At 62.5% G+C, this 17814-nt stretch carries 20 protein-coding genes; 11 read left to right on the plus strand and 9 right to left on the minus strand.

Annotated features, from left to right (window positions below; genetic code table 11):
* Positions 1 to 3: 3 nt before the first annotated feature.
* On the minus strand, positions 4 to 774 hold the full coding sequence (locus tag ACG01O_RS17305; RefSeq protein WP_394386525.1) for an NYN domain-containing protein: 771 nt from the start codon (positions 772 to 774) through the stop codon (positions 4 to 6).
* 673 nt (positions 775 to 1447) lie between these two features.
* Here ACG01O_RS17305 and ACG01O_RS17310 point away from each other — a divergent pair.
* On the plus strand, positions 1448 to 1570 hold the full coding sequence (locus ACG01O_RS17310; RefSeq protein ID WP_394386527.1) for a hypothetical protein: 123 nt from the start codon (positions 1448 to 1450) through the stop codon (positions 1568 to 1570).
* A 230-nt stretch (positions 1571 to 1800) separates the two neighbouring features.
* On the opposite strand, the gene ACG01O_RS17315 is transcribed toward ACG01O_RS17310, so the two are convergent.
* On the minus strand, positions 1801 to 2043 hold the full coding sequence (locus ACG01O_RS17315; RefSeq protein WP_394386529.1) for a hypothetical protein: 243 nt from the start codon (positions 2041 to 2043) through the stop codon (positions 1801 to 1803).
* 114 nt (positions 2044 to 2157) lie between these two features.
* Between ACG01O_RS17315 and ACG01O_RS17320 the strand changes: the two genes are divergently transcribed.
* The 6 genes from ACG01O_RS17320 to ACG01O_RS17345 all read left to right on the plus strand — a co-directional run bounded on the left by ACG01O_RS17320 (position 2158) and on the right by ACG01O_RS17345 (position 6254).
* Complete coding sequence (locus tag ACG01O_RS17320) at positions 2158 to 2391, plus strand: hypothetical protein (protein ID WP_394386531.1); 234 nt, start codon at positions 2158 to 2160, stop codon at positions 2389 to 2391.
* Positions 2392 to 2425: 34 nt separating this feature from the next.
* Positions 2426 to 3655 carry a tyrosine-type recombinase/integrase gene (locus ACG01O_RS17325; RefSeq protein ID WP_394386533.1) on the plus strand — a complete coding sequence of 410 codons (1230 nt, stop codon included), beginning with the start codon at positions 2426 to 2428 and terminating at the stop codon, positions 3653 to 3655.
* A gap of 197 nt (positions 3656 to 3852) precedes the next feature.
* Entirely contained in the window at positions 3853 to 4281 is a 429-nt protein-coding gene (locus ACG01O_RS17330) for a hypothetical protein (protein ID WP_394386535.1), read from the plus strand.
* 191 nt (positions 4282 to 4472) lie between these two features.
* A complete protein-coding gene (locus tag ACG01O_RS17335) occupies positions 4473 to 4826 on the plus strand; it encodes a hypothetical protein (protein ID WP_394386537.1) in 354 nt (117 codons plus the stop codon).
* Positions 4827 to 4839: 13 nt separating this feature from the next.
* Positions 4840 to 5367: a hypothetical protein gene (locus ACG01O_RS17340; protein WP_394386539.1), complete on the plus strand. Its 528-nt coding sequence runs from the start codon at positions 4840 to 4842 to the stop codon at positions 5365 to 5367.
* A gap of 32 nt (positions 5368 to 5399) precedes the next feature.
* Positions 5400 to 6254 (plus strand): GIY-YIG nuclease family protein, encoded by an 855-nt coding sequence (locus tag ACG01O_RS17345; RefSeq protein WP_394386541.1) that lies wholly within the window; start codon positions 5400 to 5402, stop codon positions 6252 to 6254.
* A 172-nt stretch (positions 6255 to 6426) separates the two neighbouring features.
* Here the strand turns inward: ACG01O_RS17345 and ACG01O_RS17350 are convergent, their stop codons facing one another.
* Positions 6427 to 7470 (minus strand): integron integrase, encoded by a 1044-nt coding sequence (locus ACG01O_RS17350; RefSeq protein ID WP_394386915.1) that lies wholly within the window; start codon positions 7468 to 7470, stop codon positions 6427 to 6429.
* Between the two features lie 714 nt (positions 7471 to 8184).
* On the opposite strand from ACG01O_RS17350, the gene ACG01O_RS17355 reads away from it, so the two are divergent.
* A complete protein-coding gene (locus ACG01O_RS17355) occupies positions 8185 to 8802 on the plus strand; it encodes a hypothetical protein (protein ID WP_394386543.1) in 618 nt (205 codons plus the stop codon).
* 712 nt (positions 8803 to 9514) lie between these two features.
* Here the strand turns inward: ACG01O_RS17355 and ACG01O_RS17360 are convergent.
* The 4 genes from ACG01O_RS17360 to ACG01O_RS17375 form a co-directional block, all read right to left on the minus strand.
* Positions 9515 to 9997 (minus strand): hypothetical protein, encoded by a 483-nt coding sequence (locus tag ACG01O_RS17360; RefSeq protein WP_394386545.1) that lies wholly within the window; start codon positions 9995 to 9997, stop codon positions 9515 to 9517.
* A gap of 148 nt (positions 9998 to 10145) precedes the next feature.
* Positions 10146 to 10868, minus strand: a complete 723-nt coding sequence (locus ACG01O_RS17365; protein ID WP_394386547.1) for a hypothetical protein — start codon at positions 10866 to 10868, stop codon at positions 10146 to 10148.
* 113 nt (positions 10869 to 10981) lie between these two features.
* A complete protein-coding gene (locus ACG01O_RS17370) occupies positions 10982 to 11350 on the minus strand; it encodes a hypothetical protein (RefSeq protein WP_394386549.1) in 369 nt (122 codons plus the stop codon).
* A gap of 36 nt (positions 11351 to 11386) precedes the next feature.
* Entirely contained in the window at positions 11387 to 12028 is a 642-nt protein-coding gene (locus ACG01O_RS17375; RefSeq protein WP_394386550.1) for an NUDIX hydrolase, read from the minus strand.
* A gap of 120 nt (positions 12029 to 12148) precedes the next feature.
* Here ACG01O_RS17375 and ACG01O_RS17380 point away from each other — a divergent pair, with 120 nt between their 5' ends.
* The 3 genes from ACG01O_RS17380 to ACG01O_RS17390 all read left to right on the plus strand — a co-directional run bounded on the left by ACG01O_RS17380 (position 12149) and on the right by ACG01O_RS17390 (position 15040).
* Positions 12149 to 13084: a metallophosphoesterase gene (locus ACG01O_RS17380; protein ID WP_394386552.1), complete on the plus strand. Its 936-nt coding sequence runs from the start codon at positions 12149 to 12151 to the stop codon at positions 13082 to 13084.
* A 28-nt stretch (positions 13085 to 13112) separates the two neighbouring features.
* The gene (locus ACG01O_RS17385) at positions 13113 to 13535 is read left to right on the plus strand and encodes a hypothetical protein (RefSeq protein ID WP_394386554.1); all 423 of its coding nucleotides are present in this window, start codon (positions 13113 to 13115) and stop codon (positions 13533 to 13535) included.
* Between the two features lie 272 nt (positions 13536 to 13807).
* Positions 13808 to 15040, plus strand: coding sequence for a PD-(D/E)XK nuclease family protein (locus tag ACG01O_RS17390; protein ID WP_394386556.1), 1233 nt, complete (start codon positions 13808 to 13810; stop codon positions 15038 to 15040).
* A gap of 290 nt (positions 15041 to 15330) precedes the next feature.
* Here the strand turns inward: ACG01O_RS17390 and ACG01O_RS17395 are convergent, their stop codons facing one another.
* Positions 15331 to 16296 (minus strand): helix-turn-helix transcriptional regulator, encoded by a 966-nt coding sequence (locus ACG01O_RS17395; RefSeq protein ID WP_394386558.1) that lies wholly within the window; start codon positions 16294 to 16296, stop codon positions 15331 to 15333.
* Entirely contained in the window at positions 16296 to 17813 is a 1518-nt protein-coding gene (locus tag ACG01O_RS17400) for a DUF2779 domain-containing protein (protein ID WP_394386559.1), read from the minus strand. Before ACG01O_RS17400 ends, ACG01O_RS17395 begins: the two co-directional genes overlap by 1 nt.
* Position 17814: the final 1 nt, after the last annotated feature.

Here is a 17814-nt window from a genome sequence, read left to right on the forward strand (position 1 = left end):
AATCTAGGCAGCGCCGTTCGAAGTTGGGGCGGTGGCAGTGGGCTCTTTCAGTGCAGCGAGGGCCACCGTCCAGTGGCCGCCGGCCTCCTGCCTGACCTGAAGAAGATCGTAGGTCTTGAGCATGTTGAGCAAGCCGGAGTGCCCATGGGTTTGGGGCGAGAAGGCTGGGTCGGTGCGCCGGAGGTAGGAGCCCAAGCCGCTGACGGTGACGTGGCCGTCAGGGGTGTCTGCGGCCAGCAGCCGCACCGCGTTGACGACCGTCTTGGGCCGTTGCTTCGGTTTGGCCGGGGCTGGCGCTTTCGCCGCGGTCGCTTCGCTGGGCACGGCTGGGTCAGATGGAGCCCATTCAAAGAACTGGTCGCTGGCGTTGCGCAGCGCATCGGGCGTCTTGGCTTCGCCCACGATGTGCACCGTGGCGCCGCGCTCGCGCAGCTTGCGGCAGAGGTAGGCGAAATCGGAGTCGCTGGTGACCAGGCAGAAGGTGTCGGCGCGCTGATCAAACAGGGCCTCAACGGCATCCAGCGCCAGCGCAATGTCAGCCGTGTTCTTGCCGGCGGCGTACTGGTACTGCAGGCAAGGAGTGAAGGCCAGGCGCACCATCGCGTCCTGCCACTTGTTGGCCAGGGTGGCGTGGTTGCCATAGCCACGGCGCAGTACCACCCGCCCAAACTGGGCAACGACGCGCAGCGCGTATTCAAGAATCTCTGGCGTCGTGTTGTCGCAGTCCACCAAAACGGCGACGCGCGAGTCTGTGCCTGAATCGATTGATGCCATCGATTTACCTCTCCCTCTTTTGCTCTGATGTTATTGCGTGCACACCGCATCTGTTGCTTGGAGGATGGGGCGGTAATGCCCATGAACGCGGAGCGGCAGCGCGTGACTGCTCGGCCCGACACCGTCGGCAACCTCGACTAACGGGCCTAAAGTTCAGCGGGTCGTTACAACGCGCAGCCGACGCTATGCACCGTTGCAAGCCTGGATATCAATCGGTCTTGGTCCGGTCTCACCCATCCAGCGAGTCGAATCATCGTTATCCAGTCGAGATACGTCCCGAGCCTGGCCAATGTTTCCCCGAGGGGCTCCTGGTTGAGTGCGCCGCCGAGATGCATACGGACTATCCGGTGGGCACGGTGTTTCGGATATGCGCCACGCTCAAGCAGAAGCAGGGTTGCCGCCCCCACGTGTACACGTCTTACAGGTGGCCCTTCGTTGTAGTCAGCAAGCCTCGTTGATCCCTCTTTCCGACCTTCGGCAGTAGTTCAGCAACCCCACCACCATGCCCGCACTTACTGCGTAGTCCTGCACCGAACTACAGGATTTCGTTTCAGTCGCTGACGTTGACGACGAACGAGAGCTCAGCCGTTTCCAGGGCTTACTCAAGCCGTCATCGCCGGGGCGCGGTGATGACGACGGAGCTGCCCAGCACTCCGGATTTGGGCATCACACCATGCTCGCTGCGCCAGATGACGACAGCGCCGAGTTCATGGCTGAACTGCAGCCTGACCCGACCATGCCGTGCAGCACCGGCGGTGAGGTCCTTTGGCTGGGCTTCAATACGGAATGGGTCTAGGACCTAGCGCGGCACCTACGCCGCATCTGGTTCATCTAGCTCTATGTGCCCCGCAGGCTGGACTGAGCACCGCCCCTCGACAGCGCGACCAGATCCACCGCCTGAGCCGTTTCACCCTCGCACGGCAACCTCAGCGCGCAAACTGTCCGAGCTTGCTGGCGGCAGGGCACCAACTCATCGACAAAGCCCTTGACGACGTGCCCTGATCGGCCCTGACAGGAAGTTCGGCGCTAGCTCCGCGTTTGGCCTTGTTTTGCCTTGACGCGCTTCGCAGGGCCAGTTGTAGACCGCCGATCTTGCTCATCCTCGGTCAGGTCGATGCCGAGGTATGCCTCCAGGGCGAGCCTCAGAACATCCGAGCGGGATGGGATAGCGCCGAGCGCCTCGCGCAGCTCAATACGCTTCTCATCGATGGCGCGTTCAAGCCGCTCACTGATGCGGACATTGAGTTGAGTGCGAGTAGGGGCGGTCATCGTGCAGTGATTGTAGTTTTCTAGATCGCTTCCTTGATACGACGCTTGACGTCTAGCGATATAGCGGTAGACTCTTTATGTCTAGCGATACGCTGGGTAGACGAAGGGGTCGACGTGACTGATGAATATCTGACTACTGATGAGCTCGCCGCGAGGATCAAGTACGACGCAAGAACCATTCGCGAGCGGCTCAAGGACAGCGTCCTGCTGGAGGGCGTGCACTACATACGGCCGTTCGGCGGAAGGAAGATCCTCTACATCTGGGCGCAGATCGCTCGCGACATGGGCAAGCCCAGTCAGACGACGGTCGGCATCCCGATGGCGAATGGTGGGGTGCTCCATGGGTAGTATTCGCACGCTGACCGGCCGTGGAACGCTGTTCATGGACTTCAGGTTCCAAGGTCGGCGGTGCCGTGAATACACGGTACTGCCCGACACGCCCGGCAATCGGAAGCGGCTGGAAAAGGTTCTGGCCAAGATCGAAGCGGACATTGCAACAGGGACCTTCGATTACGCCGCAACCTTCCCGGGAAGCCGCTCGGCGGCGCAGCCTGCAGTTGTTGCGGCGTCAGAACCGGCGGCGCCCCAGGTTGTACGGACAAGCGGATTTGCGCCGACGTTTAAGGACTTCACCTCCACCTGGAAATCAGAGCACCAGGTCGAATGGCGCCGCTCCCACATCAAGGTGCTCGACTCCACCCTGGACGGCCACCTACTCCCCGAGTTCGGCAGCCGACCCGTATCGAGCATCACCAAAGCCGACGTCCTGACCTTCCGCGCCAAGCTCGCCGACAAACCCGGCCGCACCGGCGCCAAGCTCAGCAACAAGCGGATCAACAACATCCTCGGGGTGCTGCGCCAAATCATGGCCGAGGCGGCCGACCGCTACGACTTCATCTCGCCCTGCGCGAACGTCAAAGCGCTCAAGATCCGCAAGTCCGACGTTCAGCCATTCACGCTGGACGAGGTGCAGCGCATGCTGGCTGAGGTTCGCGCCGACTGGCGGGACTACTTCCTGGTGCGCTTCTTCACCGGCATGCGCACCGGCGAGGCCCATGGCCTCAAATGGAAGTACGTCGACTTCGACCGCCGCCTCATCCTCATCCGCGAGACCTTCGTGCTGGGCGAGGACGAGTACACCAAGACCGACAGTTCGCAGCGCGACATCCAGATGTCGCAGCCCGTCTTCGAGGCGCTGAAGCGCCAACAAGAAGCCACGGGCAAGCGCGACTACGTGTTCTGCAATCGTGCCGGCCAGCCCATCGACAACAAGAACTTCAGCGACCGGGTGTACTACCCGTTGCTGCGGCACTTGGGCCTGGAGCGGCGGCCTTACCAGATGCGCCACACGGCCGCGACGCTCTGGCTGGCCTCAGGCGAAGCGCCGGAGTGGATCGCGCGCCAACTGGGGCATGCCAACACGCAGATGCTGTTCCAGGTCTACAGCCGCTACGTGCCCAACCTGACCCGTCGTGACGGATCGGCCATGGACCGCCTGCTGGCCAGCCGTTTCGCGAGCGGGAACTCGGCCTCTGCATCCCGCACCGAGTCCGCCAACGACGACGGCGCCAAGGCCCAGCCTCCGCCTGACCTGCAGCGCCACGCCGCCTGATTCGGCATCGGCGCCCATCCCCTGAGGTGACCCGCACGGCCCGCTGCCTGTCAGCGGCCGGGCTGGCGGAGCACTGCCCCGAATAAATCCAGCGCCTCGCAGCCCTTGTTGCGTTGCGCTCGCAAATGCCCTGGCGATGACGGCAGGCCCCAGTGCCGCCCGGCGACCCGTCTGCCGCGCCACCCATCGGAGATCCCATGCAGAACACGCCCAGCACAACGGCCTTGAACGCTTCTCGGCGCCTCGCACCGTCGACTGCCCATGCGGACTGGACCCTCACGGTTGTGACTCACGCCCTGCCAGAAAGGGCCCGAAGCCAGCTGCGCGCGGAGTTGGCGGCCTTCGCCGCGACGCGCGGACTGGCCGCGCAGTACTCGGCCGACGCCATCGCCATCACGGCCGTCGACACCGCCATCACCGACGAGGACTGCGGAGCGGTGATGGGCTGGCTGTGCGCGCGCCCGGAGGTGCGACTCGTCCATGTCTCACGGCCTCGCACCTCCAGCGCCTGTGCGGTCACTTTTGCATCCAAGTCGAGGGACTCGGCTTGCCCCCGTGCGGAGCACCACGACGCGCACCCGTGCGACGAGGACGTGTCGCAAGAGCCGCCTTGGTGGCAAGCGTGAAGGCAGCGCCGCCTCGCGCGTTGCCTCATCAGCACCCCGCCCGTCGCACGCACGCGGCCGGCGGACTCCCGCTTCGTTCGAACTCACGTTTGGAGCTTTCTATGTCCACCCAACCTCTTCGGCGCTGCGCACACGACGGACAAAACCGCCAACGCCGGAATGGCGCAGGCAGCCAACCCGGACGCTGCACCGTGCTCACCCGCCGTGCCGATGGCTCGCTGCGCGTCGAACTGCCTCATGAGCCTCAGGGCGAGTTCCGCACCGGGGCCCGGATCTGGCTGTCGATCCAACACCGAGAAATCGTCCTGACGCGCACACCTCAAGGCCCGCGCGGACAGCGTCGCTACAGCCGGCGGGTGCAACAGAAGTCGCTGCCACCGCTGCGCCTGCCGCCCGGGTCGTCCATGCCGTATGGGCAGACGCTCAGCGCGCGCCACAGCCAGCGAAGCCACTGGCTCATCCAAGGCAACGACCAGGCAAGTCCCGGCCTGACCACCGACCGCATCACCCCGTTCAACAACCCCTCGGCCTGCAGTGCCGATTGAAGGAGTTCGCACCATGCCCATCATTCAAGACTGTCATGCGCTGTTGCTGCAACTGTTCCCTGGGTACGGCGGCTGGATCGCCCATGGGACGTTTTTCCTGTTGACGCTCAGCGTCTATCAAGCCGCTTCGCTCTGGTTGATCCAGCGAGGCCACCGCCACGCCCATGGGGATGCACTGAACTCCGCTGGGCGTACCAGCCTGTGGCAACTGGCCGCGGCACAACCGGGCGCGTGGCCGTTGGCCTGCCTGCGATGGATCCCCGTGGTCGGCGAGATCGCCATGTGGCACCTCGGTGCCGGCCCGGCCAGCCCCTGGACGCTTCGCGCCGTCGCGGCCATCACGGCGACCTGGATCGCCTGGTCCTGGACGGCCGCCATGGTGGCCGGCTTTGATGCTCAGGAGACCTGGCAGGTGATTGCACTCAACGGCACCGTGGGTGGCATGTCGCTGCGCTGGCTTCTTCCCGAATTCCAGCGCTGGATGGCCCGCTGGGGCGCCTCACCGAGCGAGGACACGACGCAAGAGCCGCCGCAAGGCTGAAACCCCTCCCCAGCATCCGAACCAGGACTCCCATGAAAACGTCCTCCCTCTTTGGCACGCAGCCGGAAGTCGCATCGAACCGCGTAGCCGTCCGACCATCGATTCAATGGTCATCCCCTCAGCGGGATTCGGCGGCTGCGGTGTACCTGTTGCAGCGTATCGATCGCACCCGGTTCAAGATCGGCTGGTCCTTCAACCCGTCTGCACGCGTCAAAAGCTTCTACGAGTATTTCGATTCGGCGCTGGACCTGCCGAGCTCGCATGTCATTTGGTTGCCTTCGCGAGAGCGGGCTGAGCAATCGGAACGGGCCTTGCACAAACTGCTCGCACCGTATCGGCTGCATGCCGCGCCTGGCATGGCTGGCTCGTCGGAATGGTTCGCGGGGGCGTCGTACTTTCGTGCGAAGGCCGCACTGTCAGTCGTCCCGCTGCGGCGCGACAGCCTGAAAGTGGCGGTCTTGCAGCCGTGGGGTTCCCGACCGCAAGACGACTTGTATCGCCCCGACGCTCAAGGCTGCACAGTCGATCCGCAGACGCAGTGGTGGCTGATCGAAGATTTGCTTCTGCGCATCGTTCACCATCGACGTGTGTCGGTGCGCGCCACGCCTGAACTGGCCCTGGTGATTCATCAGGTGCGTCAAGTGCCCATGGAACTGGGCGGCGAGTGGTACCTGCTTCGTCAGCGGGCACTCGACACCAGCACCTACCAATGCTGGGATGGACCACGGCCTTTGAATTTCGTCAAAACCTTGGCCTATGAGGAGGACGACTTGGTGCTGACGTTTATGCCTACCTCTGTGATCGAGCGCTGGTCCGGCGGGCATGACCTGGCGTGGCAGGTCAAGGGGCTGATTGCGCGGATGAAGGCTCGTCGATCGCTGGGTTGATCGCGTAGAACGATTAGGGTCAGCGGATCAGTGCACAGACTCGCAGGGCTAGGAACGCTGCCTTGCAGTAGGCGCCCTTAACCTTGAGCGCGATTTGAAGAGACCGTTGTCGGCCAGAATTGTCCGGCCATGCCAGCGATGCCTCTGGCTGCATCAGGCTGGTTGCTGTCGCTCACCAACGACTGCTTTGCGGCTCCTCAGCGCCAGGAAGCGAGTCCAGAGGGCTGCGCACGGCACCGCCGCCCATCCTGAGCACATGGGTATATATCATGGTCGTCGCCACATCGGCGTGCCCGAGCAACTCCTGCAAGGTGCGGATGTCGCTACCCGCTTGAAGCAGATGGGTCGCAAAACAGTGCCGCAGCGTGTGCGGCGTCGCAGGCTTGTCGATGCCGGCAGCCTGAACCGCCCGCTTGAAAGCGCGCTGAAAAGTCTCGTCGTAGAGATGGTGCCGACGCACGACGCCGCTGCGCGGATCGGTGGAGTGATGGTCTTGAGGGAAGACCCAGAACCATCCCCAGCTCGCACCGACCCGCGGGTATTTGCGCTCCAGCGCATAGAGCATTTCCACCCCGGCGCAGCCCGACTCCACATCAGCCGCCCAAACCTGGCGAACCCGCCCCAACTGATCTCGCAGCGGCAAGACCAAGGACTGCGGCAGCATCACCACCCGATCCTTGCCCCCTTTACCTTGGCGCACATAGATCGCACGCTGCGCAAAGTCGAGGTCCTTGACCCGCAGGCACAAGGCCTCGGTGATCCGCAAGCCCGTGCCGTACAGCAGCAGGGCCAGCAGCTGATGCTCGCCCTGCAAACTGGCTAGCACCGACAACACCTCGTCGACACTCAGCACCACGGGCAGGCGCCGCTTGGGTACTGGACGGCCGATCTCCTGCATCCAAGGCAACTGCAGGCCCAACACCTTGCCGTAGAGAAACAAGAGCGCCGACAAGGCCTGGCGATGGCTGGACGGCGACAGCCCACGGTCGGATGCCAGATAGGTCAGGAAGGCTTCGACTTCGGGGCCGCCCATCTCCGCAGGATGGCGCAAGCCATGGAACCGGATGAACGCCCGAGACCAGTACAAGTACGCCTGCTCCGTCCGCCGGCTGTAGTGCAACATCCGGACGCGCTCACGCAACTGATCGAGCAACTTCACTGCTCGCAAGGGCGGTAAGTTGGCCGGGAGAGCCGGGCGCAAAGCTGCGCGAGGCATGGTGGGGCGAACGACGGCGGGCAGCATGGCAGCCTCCGCTTGCCGGCGCCGCGAACCGGTCAAGCAGCTTTGTAACGGGTGCGGCTCTTGGTGGGAAATTTGGTACTGTATGAATAAACAGTCAACTAGACTGAAAGTCCAGCATCGACAAGTACTTGGATCGCATGCGGTGCGCCCCGTTACTGCGCGGGTTGCGGTGATAGACCGCGTCGCCCTGCGGTCTACAAAACGTTAGCCATCGCAACACGCACCCAAAGCCCACCGATGCCAAAGCCACTATCCAAAGCTCGCCGGCAACTCCTCGTGCAACTTGAGAGCATTCTTGGCAACGAGTGCTACAACGCGAGCATCCAGAACTACGGGCCGGGCGGTGTGCGTGAAGCCGCGGGTCGGAGTTTCAGATACCCCGTGACGCTTCGCGCAGCGGATGGCAGTACGAGGAAGGTTCGAACCACAATAGTTCCGCCAACTGCAACTGACGAAATGGTGCGCGGGGCTTACTACGCATTCGGTGCCAATCAGCTCGATGTGATGTCTGCGTTGGAGAAGGTCATTGGGCATCTCGAGAAGCATCATGGTTTGGTCGTCGAGAAGCAGGGCGAGTAGTCGTGTTGGCAACAGCGATGGCTAACCAGTCGATCGAGCCGATTCGCGTCGGCAAGCCGCCGCTCGCGGCTCAGCTTAAACGTTAGGCCGCACAACTCCCAGTCCAACATGCATCAGTACCTTAAAGACACCGAGTACGCCACCCAAAACCTCCTACGGTTGGCAACAGAAGAGGAGCAGCAACTGCGGGAACTCTCAGGTCAACTGGCAAGTGCCGAGGCGCGCCTTAGGGTCCACCAGTGGGACTTTCAAACCAGCGACTTGAACGATGACTTCTCCGACGCCTACGTTATGGCCGCGTTCGGGCGGGCAGCAAAGGCGTCGCAGGACGCTGAGAGGCTCAGATCTGAAGTGGCCATGCTTCAAGCCAGCGTTGGCGCACATCAACAAGCCACCCAGGCGGTCGCAGGTGCAGTCCTCCAGATTGCCAAACAGGGGATCTCCCTAGTCCACGGTGGCCTCAACGCAGCGCCAACGGGTCGAACGATTGGATCGCTCTGCATCAGAGACATCATCTGGCAGGGACGCAATCAGTCGATGCACTATGAAGAGGGCAACTTCAAGAAGGCCCTCACCGATCTGTTCGCCACCCTGGAGTCAGAACAGGGAACACACTTCTCCCTTGCAGCGCATCCCCAGCAGAATCGGGCAAAGCAAATTGTCGAGCTACTCGGTTGGGAAGACTACGCGACCTATGCGCGTGACATGCAGACGCTGTTGCCATAGTGCGGCCTAACAGGTCGTTCAACCGGATCGCCAACGGCATGGCGCCTGGCCCACGCGGCGCCGTCTGCTCATCATGCGCCGCACGGGCCAGGCGCCATACCGTCGTCGCCCGGTTAACTCTGCGTTAGCCTTCATCATGAAGCGTTGTCCGCATTGGCACGCTCGATCAATACCGGTGCTTGCCGCACTCCGATCAATCAAGCGCCGTCCAGTGCGATGCACGGGTTGTGATGAGTTCAGTTTCCTGCCATCCAACGCCACCGCTCCAGCTGCGGTTCTGTTCGAGCTAGTCGCAATCTCAGCTTTGGTCCTTTGGGGCTTCTCCGGCGGGGCTTCGCTGCTGTTTACCGCGACGGCTATAGCCGTCGCGCTCACCTGCGCTTCCGCAATTGCTTGGCCTTTGAAGGCTGTGCCTCCTCGGGATGACAAGGTGTCCTTTTCAAGGCCGTCCCCGCTCTACCCTGGCAACCCGTAATGCGCCAATCTCGCACGAGCCTGAGGGCTAACCGGTCGCTGCAGCGGACGGCTGCGCCGCCCGCTGACCTCGCACGTTGAACGGCAGCTTCCGGGCGTCGAATTCGATGGAGCGAAAGACCGCAACCGCTGCAGACCTGCCGGTCGACCTACGAAGGCGGCGTCAGGCTGGAAGCGGCCATCCACCGCGGCTACGAGAGGCGTTTGACTGCCCCGCAGGAAGGGCAAGGCCGCGCTTTCATTTCTGTTTGTTCTGCTTCTCTTTGGAGATGACGGCATCGCTCTTCAGCGTCAAGACGGACATCTTGACGTCACCATGGACACGCTGGATGACCAACTCGCCGCCTTTGACCCTCATCGAGCATACGGTTTGGTCGAAGGTGGCGCTGCCATTGGGATGCGACCCCCTGCTGTCCTTGCAGGCCAGGCTGGGGTACTTGCTCGAAACATTTCCAACAACTTGGCTGAAGCTCGTTGATTGGAACGAGAACATCAGCGACTGAAGCTTGTTATCAGTTCCAAACTCCGCCGATGGACCTAAATGAACGAAATACGAAGGGACGCCTCCGATGGTTATGCTCTTCCAATCGGGCGTCGATTGCATCACCTGCTCTGCGCTGCCACCCAGCTCAAAACCACTGAGGTTCACAACTGGCTCTGGCGCCTTCTTGGCGCATCCCGCAAGTAGGGCCAGCGCTAGCGCGATCCACGTCGTCTTCATCTGAAACCGTCCCTTCTTGATGATGACGCACAGTTTGCCAGCCCCGTCCGCTCACGCTGCAGAGCCGCAGTTCGTGCGAGGTCAATACGGTTGACGGGGCCTACCAAGCTCGCAGCTGAGGGCCGCCTGCGTCAATAGCAAAGTCCTGTCACCACCGCGAACTTTCAACGAACCGGATCGGCCACCCCAGCTTGGCCACTCGGGCATTCGCGTCATCCAGACCCACCGTCAGTTCCGCTGCGAAATAGCTGCTGCCTGGATGGTCCCCCTCGACCAGGCGCACACCGAGCGCGGTCAGCGCTTTGTGCGGCAAGGTGTCGAAGAACCGACACGCCTCACCCTGGGGGCCGTTGTAGGGGCTGACATGTTCGTAGTCAGCCACCGCGAGCGGTTGGGCCAACCATGCCTGGATGAACTCGACCAACTCGGGCAAACGTTTTTGTGCGGCGAGGAAGTCAATCCAAGCCCGCCAGGCTTCGCTTGCCGGGGCGCGGCTGATGCGGCGCTTCAGCGATCGGTGTTGCGCGCGCCCGGGCTCCTGTTCAGCTTCGGCTAGGTCCTCCAGCGCCCTCAAGCACGCGTCATTCAGATCCTCGGCTAGCGGCGGACACTCCTCCACCAGGGATGCGATTTGCGCACCCGTCATGCCGTCTCGAACCACCAGCTCGAACGCTTGGTGCCGGTATTCGACCTCGGGGACTCCCGGGACCCACAGGGTGCCGTAGCTGTCGACGGCGAACTCGGTTGGCGTTTCTATCGCCTGCTGCCACAACTGATCCACCACCGCAGCGGGGGCGTTCGAGGGAAGGGAAGCCAAGGGTGCGCTGGCACCAACGGCCAGCAGCGCGCGAAGAAATGCGCGTCGTTCCATGAACGGTCTCCAGTTTTAGTGGGATTCGGCGAAGGCCGGGGACCACAAGCAGGAACAAATCCCCCAGTCCGTCAGGTGGACCAATCCATGCGCAAAGGATACGCCGGAAACCGTCAATCGGCGGCGGGATACAGGTGAGCGTGCGCTGAGAAGTCCAGTTCGCAAACGTCTACGCCGCGCAGGCCCGCCGCTCCACCGCTCGGCAGCAGAGCCATCGGCGCGACCCATTCACGATCTCTCCCCGCCGTCTTGGGGAAGAGCAAACCCAGAAGGGCGGCACTCAGATCTTCGGGTGAGTCCGCCAACGGGAGGTCGGTCGAGGACGCTTCCGTCGAAAGCGCTTCAATCGATCCCGGCCAGGTCCAAGCGATCACCGGGTGCTCCAAACGGTGCGCGAACTCTTGCGCAGATTGGGAGGCTTGCGTGCGGCGGAACGCGGCAGAGCAGAGGACCGATGCAATGTGCGAGGGCGTGTGCTTCATGACATGGGGGGCCTGGTTGCTGGGCGGGGTGGGTGGTCAGCGCTGCAACTCGAACACCTGCGCCGGCCGATTGGCTCCGCCCTTCATGGCGCCTTCAATGGGGCGAACCAGGGCCCGGTCGTGCAGTTTGCGCCTGAAGCTCGACTTGTCCAAGGCGCGCCCCAGGATTCGCTCGCACAGGGCCTGCAACTCCCCGAGCGTGAAAGCGGACGGAACAAATCCGCTGGGTAGCGTCAGGGCGTCCACCTCATCGCGTGTCTGTTGGACGGCCAGCGCGATGAGGTCTCGGTGGTCAAAGGCCAGCGTCGCATCGGATTGCGCTTGCTCCACAGGGCGCCAGGCCAGCCCACGCATGCGTTTGCCGGCCAGAGGCTGCACTTGATCGACCCACACGAGGGCTCGGTAAACCACGCTCAACGCCCACGGCGCTCGATCGAGATCGCGTGTCCTGCTCCCGACGGTCACCAACTGTCGAAGGAACGGCAGCGTCAAGGACAAACGCTCGTCCATCACCCGCCGTGCTGCGGCGTCCAAGTCTTCGTCCAGATCGATTCGCAGCACACCGCCTGGCAGCGCCCATTGACCCGCGAACGGCGCAGCCTCCCGTTGGCCGAGGAGCACCTGAAGACCCGACTCGCTCAGGCCCAGCACGCACACCTCAACGCGAACGAACGGCATCGGGTGCTTGGAGCGCGCCGCGGTGGCGCTCTGTGATGTCGGCATCTCGATCGTTAGTTGTGTAATGCAACGAACTGTGCCACACTTTGTTCGTGGCGATATGCAACTAAGGGGTATGGAATGAAGAAGAACCTGGCGTACGACCTGATCGGTGACATCCACGGGCAGGCGGGCAAGCTGCAAGCCCTGCTGAGTGCGATGGGTTACGTGGAGACCGCGTCGGGCTGGGAAGCGCCGCCCGGGCGGCAGGCGATCTTTGTTGGCGACCTGAGCGACCGTGGCCCTGAGCAGGTGCGCGTCGTGCAGATCGTGCGGAGCATGGTCGACAACGGCCAAGCCCTGGCCATCATGGGCAACCACGAGTTCAATGCGATCGGCTTCGCGACGCCCCGCCGGGACGGGGCAGGCTTCCTGCGAGAGCACTCGGCCGAAAAACGAGCCCAGCACGCCGAGTTTCTGGCGCAGGTCGGGGAGGGCAGTGCACTGCACCACGAGATCCTGGATTGGTTCCGGACGCTGCCCCTGTGTCTGGATCTGGGGGAACTGCGGGTCGTGCACGCCTGGTGGCATGAGCCCTATGTCGAGTTGGTTCGCAGCCGGCACCCAGGGGGCGCGCCTATGGAGGAGGACTTCCTGCACGCGGCCTTCACCAAAGGCACGGACGAGTGGCACGCGGTCGAGGGCATCGCCAAGGGGCTGGAAGTGCGGCTTCCCGACGGGCTTTTCGTCCACGATCACGCCGGCGTGCGTCGGCATGACGTGCGCACGCGCTGGTGGCTGGGAAGCGATGTGACGCTGCAGGAAGCGGCCATCCTGACGGCAGGCCAGCAAGGAGAATTGCCTGCGCAGCCGATGGGTGGCGCCTACGCCGGGCGCACGGTCGACGACGTTCCCGTGTTCATCGGGCACTACTGGATGCAGGGGCGCCCGGTGTTGCAAGCCCCCAAGGTCGCGTGCTTGGACTGGTCGGCCGCCGGTGACGGGCCGCTTGTGGCCTACCGCTGGGACGGCGAGCAGGTGCTCAGCGACGACAAGTGGGTGACTGCAGGCGTTTGACGGACTCTGCTCGAACAGGAGGTGTGTGATGCATGAGCCCCTCGTGAGTCAGGAAGCCTATCGCGAGACACGCGCGTTGATCGACAGGCTCACCCGGTCGACCGTGGTGCAGCGCATGGACAAGGCGCCGGTGTGTCTGGTCTGCGAGGACACCCCCGATGGCAGTGCGCCCGAGCATTCGCGGCTCACCCGCGTAAGCCCGCGCGTGGCGCGTACGCTGGCCGGGTTCGGGCTTCGTGGGCCTGTGTCTCTGGCGAGGGTGAGCGGGTTCTGGTGGGTGGCGGAGGTTGATGCCGCGCACCTGCACAGTGAACTGGAGTTTGGTGGCGCCTATTGCAACCGGGTGGTGTCCACCGCAGAGCTGGGCACGCGATTCACCAGGGGCTACGTTCAAGTGATCGATGGGCCCTTTGTATCCGAGGCGGAGGCGCGAGCGGCTCAAGGGGCGTGATCGGATTGCTCGAGTTAGGTGTCCGGAACTTGGTTGAAGAAACGGCTAGGAGGTCGGCGCAGTCGAAGGTCGTGTATCCGGAACGCGCTGCCCGTGGCGGAAAGAATGGGCTAGTGCGCCACTCACTGCTCGCAATGCGAGGCCCTAGGGAAACGGATGATCTCATTGCCCATGGCGTTAGGTATTCTTAGTGCGAACAATCGCCCAGCTGCTTTTGCCTGCAGTTGACAGATTCTCGTCGCCACTCAAATTAATGCGCGCTAACGCGTCCCATGAAGAACACTAAACACGCATCCCCTGCAGTTCCATCCGCAGCGCAGATCAAGAAGTTTCGCGAAGACCCTCAAGTTGCAGAGTTCCGTGGCGGCATCACGTCTCGTAGCCTTCTGGAGATCACTGATCCACGTGAAGTGCGTCATGCACGCATCCTGCATTGGCTATTCAATCCGCTCAACGAGCACGAGTTGGGTGACGGCGCTATTCGCGCTCTACTTCGTGCGGCGGCAAAGGCTGATGGTGATCGAGCCGGAGAACTGAATCGGCTCGCCAAGCTCACATGGAAAGAGGCCGTGGTTTGTCGCGAGTACCGGATCGGAAATCGGAGCTGCGATCTGGTCATTGCCAACCCGAAGCAGCGAGTCATCCTGGCGATCGAATTCAAGACAGGGGCGAAGCTCAGTCCAAAGCAGTTGGCAGACTATGAGAAAGGGCTGAAGAAGGAATTCCCGGCGGACACGCGGAAGGGCGAGCCTTGGCAGTTCGTAGGCGTCTTGCTCGACTCCGAAAGTCGCAATCATGTTGAGGCCATGGAACATGGCTGGATTCCGCTGGATCTGAGTTGGCTGGTCAGCTTTTTGTCGGAGCACAAGCCTGACGGGCGCCTCGGTGGCTCCGGAAAGCAGGCGCTTCGAGATTATTTGACCTACCTTGAACGCCATGCGCGTGAGCACGATCAGCGCGAGAGGCTGATCACGGGAATTGCCATGCGCCATGAGACCGTTGTCCGTTGGATGGGGAGGCTGTATGACATGGACTGGAACAAGTGCATCCGCTCCGTGGCATCTGATGGTCGTCGTGCGATCGACGCTTGGTATTTGAGTGACTGGGAGCACTGGCAAGAGGTTGTCGACCACCTGCCGTTTGCTCCGATCTACGCAGCAGCCCATCAACTTGGCCTGACAGTAGACGAAGGGCGCACCACAGCCTGCTTGTACGACCCGCGCTGGGACGCATTCAAGAAGTCAAAGGATCAAGGTTCATGGCCCGTATACCTGCTGGTGGAACCGCAAAAGAACGGTCCCGCATTTCGCGTAAGGACGATCGGCTGGCTCGAGAAGATGTCGACCAAATCGATTAAGAGGCTGGCAGATCAGGACCACGGTTTGACGCGGGATGGCCTGCAGAAGAAGTGGACGGCATTGGAAAAAACCGAGGACGTTACGGCCGCGAAACTCAGTAATGAGCTCAAGACTCAGATGATGTCGGTTGACGAGCGCCTGGGATAAACAACGGAATGCCTTCCGGCGTGAGTGTCCGCGGCAAGTCGTTGCTTGCTTCGTCGCTTTGCACCGGCTGAACCTATGAGCTGGCTCAGCCAGGTCTGCATTCCGCGTAGGGCGCGCGCTAAAGGCCTCTTTCAACAATCGAACGGCGGATCTCGAGGTGGCATCACTGCTACAGGCTATGTCGGCAGCTGAAGGCAGCTGCTGCGATGTCGTTGGCGAACGGATCTGACGTGCAGGACGGGGCCGTTCTGTTCGTCCGCAGAGCGTTTTTGTTTAGGCCACGGCACCGATCATGGCGAAGTGACACGGTTTCGCCGTACGCCCCAAACATCACTGCCAAAGCTCTGCAGCCACCAAGTCAGCTGGGCCGACTCGATGACGGTGGCACTGACGCGCATGTGGTCGTCTCGCATCTGGACTTTTTGATCGGCGGACAACGCCGACTCCAGGAGATGCTGACCTGCATCGCGAGTGATGTTGAAGTGCAGGCGGATGCGTTTCCCATCGCCAAATCCGAATTGACCATCGGCGTCGTAGCGAGCCAAGTCAAACTCGGTGGGCCTGTCAAACGTTTGTGAGCTTGCCAGAGCGCTTTTCATCCGGTGTAGAGCCAGGCTGCGTTCTTGTTTGTGCCCACTGAACCTGCACACCAAGTAGACCCTTGGACCTTGCTGCACGAGACCCAAGGGCATGACATCGGCGATCGTGTCTTTGCCAGCTGCGTTGCGGTAGTGCACGTTCAGCCAGCGGTTGGCATACAGCGCCTCGCTGACCTGCTCGAAGACCCCTTCTTCAATTGGAGGAGGCAGAAGAGGCTGCGTGACGCTGACGATGCGAACCTTGTCGAGCCATTGCCTTTCGAGCTTGCGTTGCGTGGGGTCGAGCAGCCGTGAGTTGGCCTGCCTGAAAAACCCATCCATCGACTTCATCAGCCGCGCGGGCAGCAAGGCCTCCAGATGCCGCTTGGCCAAGAGGAGCAGCAACGACTCTTGCTCGGTCAGGGACGTCAACGACAGTCCGGCGGACTGCTCTTTCCATCGGTAAGTGAACGGTTTGCTCGAGTCGTCCCGATCGATCGCGAAGTGGGCGGACAAGACCTCCAACTGTCGTTGGATCGTGCGCAGATCGCGCTTGAGGCCCGCCGCCTCAATTTGCTCATGCAGCTCCGGAGCAGAGATCTGGCCGCGCCGCGGAATGCGCCGGAGCAACTCCAGCGCCAGCAGCACGGTTTCAAGGTTGTCCGGACGCTTGGACATCAGGTGACTTCGATCGGTTTGGAATGACCGGAGAAGTACTGCCAGATCCTCACCATGGCCAGCGTATCCAGGCGGCAGTACGCGCGGAGTTCCGCGTCAATGGCGCTGCGTCGTTCCGCCGTGGTGTGCGGATCGATGGCCGCCTCCACGAACGCCTGCATGGCCATCGTTCCGTCTTGCACACCCGACAGCGCCCCGTAGTCCAGATCCGGCGCGATCGTGGGCAGTACCTTCTTGATGCTCCAGCTGCCTTGCTGGTCAGGGTGGTAGTAGCAAGCCTCGGCCACCCGCATCAGATCTACCAAGCGACCCTGGATCAGCAGAAGTTCTGCCCGCAGGCGCGGGAAGCGCTGCGCCAGTTCCTTGATGCGGGAGCTTTCAAAGCCGGCGTTGTAGACGAAGACCGGCCCCTTGCGGCCGCACGCTGCTATCAAAGCTTCTGCGAATGAGCGCGACGGATCTGAGCCGTCCAGTTGCAGGAACTCACCGTGCGTCAACTGCCCGGTGCGGGAGATGCGGTGAACGCTGAACTGAAACGGAATCTGCTGGTACGGCCGCGTACCTTTCCAGATGGGCACGGCCAACTGAACCGTCTCAAAGTCCAGGAAATAGGCGGGACGACTGTGTTGAGCCAACTCTGCGGCTGCTCGCGTGGCATCGAAGAAGACCTGGCCCGAGAGCGTGTGCACCTTGACCCGAAGTTGGCGCTCGTTGAGCAGGTCGTTAGGCACGTCCCGAAGGTCCTGCACGCCGGGTTCATCCAAGTGGGAACGCAGGGCCTTGGTCTGAACCCGCGGCAGCCATGCGACAGGGAACTCGGCGGCCACCTGCCCCTGCTGGCAGTGGTCGATGAATCCGCAATCGAACGGCGTGGTGCATTGCGCCCCGGTCGCGATCTTGGGCGCGGTGCGGCGTTGAGCGATCTTGTGCGCTTCGTCGACCCAGACAGGAACTTCGGGGGCGAGCGCGGCCACATCCGTCGTGAGGTCTTCCTCGACCAAAAGTCCTCGGTAGTCGCCGCCGCCGGGATACGTCCAACTGCTGTCGATGTGAGCGAGCGCCACGGATTCGATGTCCACGCCCGCAGCGCGTGCGGCATAGGCCTGCACCGCCACATCTTCCCGGTGGTAGTCCTTGACTTGGGCCGATGACTTCACCTCGACCATGCGCCACTTGCGGCCCCGCTTCGTCGGGACTGGCAGCAGCACGTCGGCATAGGCCATCACGCGACCGTCCGAGAAGCCTGCTTCGAAAAGCGGGGCCACGGTCTTGGCCTGGAGCAATTCTTGGCTGCGCTGCATCGCGCCCGCATGACCTTGCGCAACCGGGTCGATCAGAACGCCGGTGCCCTCGGGGTCATAGAAGCTGCGCGCAATCGCGCCTACGGTGTGACCTTCCGCGAATCGCGCCTGCGCACCGGCCGAGACGGTCGCGAGCTCTGGTCGATGGATCTCCAGCCACAGCCGCTTGGGGCATTGCCGAAACGCCATGAGCTTTGATTTGGACAGCGTGCGCATC

It is taken from the genome of Pelomonas baiyunensis, from assembly GCF_043555935.1.
Taxonomy (GTDB): domain Bacteria; phylum Pseudomonadota; class Gammaproteobacteria; order Burkholderiales; family Burkholderiaceae_C; genus Pelomonas; species Pelomonas baiyunensis.

Bases quoted from the DNA above. Each gene is read 5' to 3' on its own strand.
- ACG01O_RS17305 (WP_394386525.1), bottom strand. From the start codon at position 774: ATGGCATCAATCGATTCAGGCACAGACTCGCGCGTCGCCGTTTTGGTG.
- ACG01O_RS17310 (WP_394386527.1), top strand. From the start codon at position 1,448: ATGCTCGCTGCGCCAGATGACGACAGCGCCGAGTTCATGGCTGAACTG.
- ACG01O_RS17315 (WP_394386529.1), bottom strand. From the start codon at position 2,043: ATGACCGCCCCTACTCGCACTCAACTCAATGTCCGCATCAGTGAGCGG.
- ACG01O_RS17325 (WP_394386533.1), top strand. From the start codon at position 2,426: ATGGACTTCAGGTTCCAAGGTCGGCGGTGCCGTGAATACACGGTACTG.
- ACG01O_RS17330 (WP_394386535.1), top strand. From the start codon at position 3,853: ATGCAGAACACGCCCAGCACAACGGCCTTGAACGCTTCTCGGCGCCTC.
- ACG01O_RS17340 (WP_394386539.1), top strand. From the start codon at position 4,840: ATGCCCATCATTCAAGACTGTCATGCGCTGTTGCTGCAACTGTTCCCT.
- ACG01O_RS17345 (WP_394386541.1), top strand. From the start codon at position 5,400: ATGAAAACGTCCTCCCTCTTTGGCACGCAGCCGGAAGTCGCATCGAAC.
- ACG01O_RS17350 (WP_394386915.1), bottom strand. From the start codon at position 7,470: ATGCCTCGCGCAGCTTTGCGCCCGGCTCTCCCGGCCAACTTACCGCCC.
- ACG01O_RS17355 (WP_394386543.1), top strand. From the start codon at position 8,185: ATGCATCAGTACCTTAAAGACACCGAGTACGCCACCCAAAACCTCCTA.
- ACG01O_RS17360 (WP_394386545.1), bottom strand. From the start codon at position 9,997: ATGAAGACGACGTGGATCGCGCTAGCGCTGGCCCTACTTGCGGGATGC.
- ACG01O_RS17365 (WP_394386547.1), bottom strand. From the start codon at position 10,868: ATGGAACGACGCGCATTTCTTCGCGCGCTGCTGGCCGTTGGTGCCAGC.
- ACG01O_RS17370 (WP_394386549.1), bottom strand. From the start codon at position 11,350: ATGAAGCACACGCCCTCGCACATTGCATCGGTCCTCTGCTCTGCCGCG.
- ACG01O_RS17375 (WP_394386550.1), bottom strand. From the start codon at position 12,028: ATGCCGTTCGTTCGCGTTGAGGTGTGCGTGCTGGGCCTGAGCGAGTCG.
- ACG01O_RS17380 (WP_394386552.1), top strand. From the start codon at position 12,149: ATGAAGAAGAACCTGGCGTACGACCTGATCGGTGACATCCACGGGCAG.
- ACG01O_RS17385 (WP_394386554.1), top strand. From the start codon at position 13,113: ATGCATGAGCCCCTCGTGAGTCAGGAAGCCTATCGCGAGACACGCGCG.
- ACG01O_RS17390 (WP_394386556.1), top strand. From the start codon at position 13,808: ATGAAGAACACTAAACACGCATCCCCTGCAGTTCCATCCGCAGCGCAG.
- ACG01O_RS17395 (WP_394386558.1), bottom strand. From the start codon at position 16,296: ATGTCCAAGCGTCCGGACAACCTTGAAACCGTGCTGCTGGCGCTGGAG.
- ACG01O_RS17400 (WP_394386559.1), bottom strand. From the start codon at position 17,813: ATGCGCACGCTGTCCAAATCAAAGCTCATGGCGTTTCGGCAATGCCCC.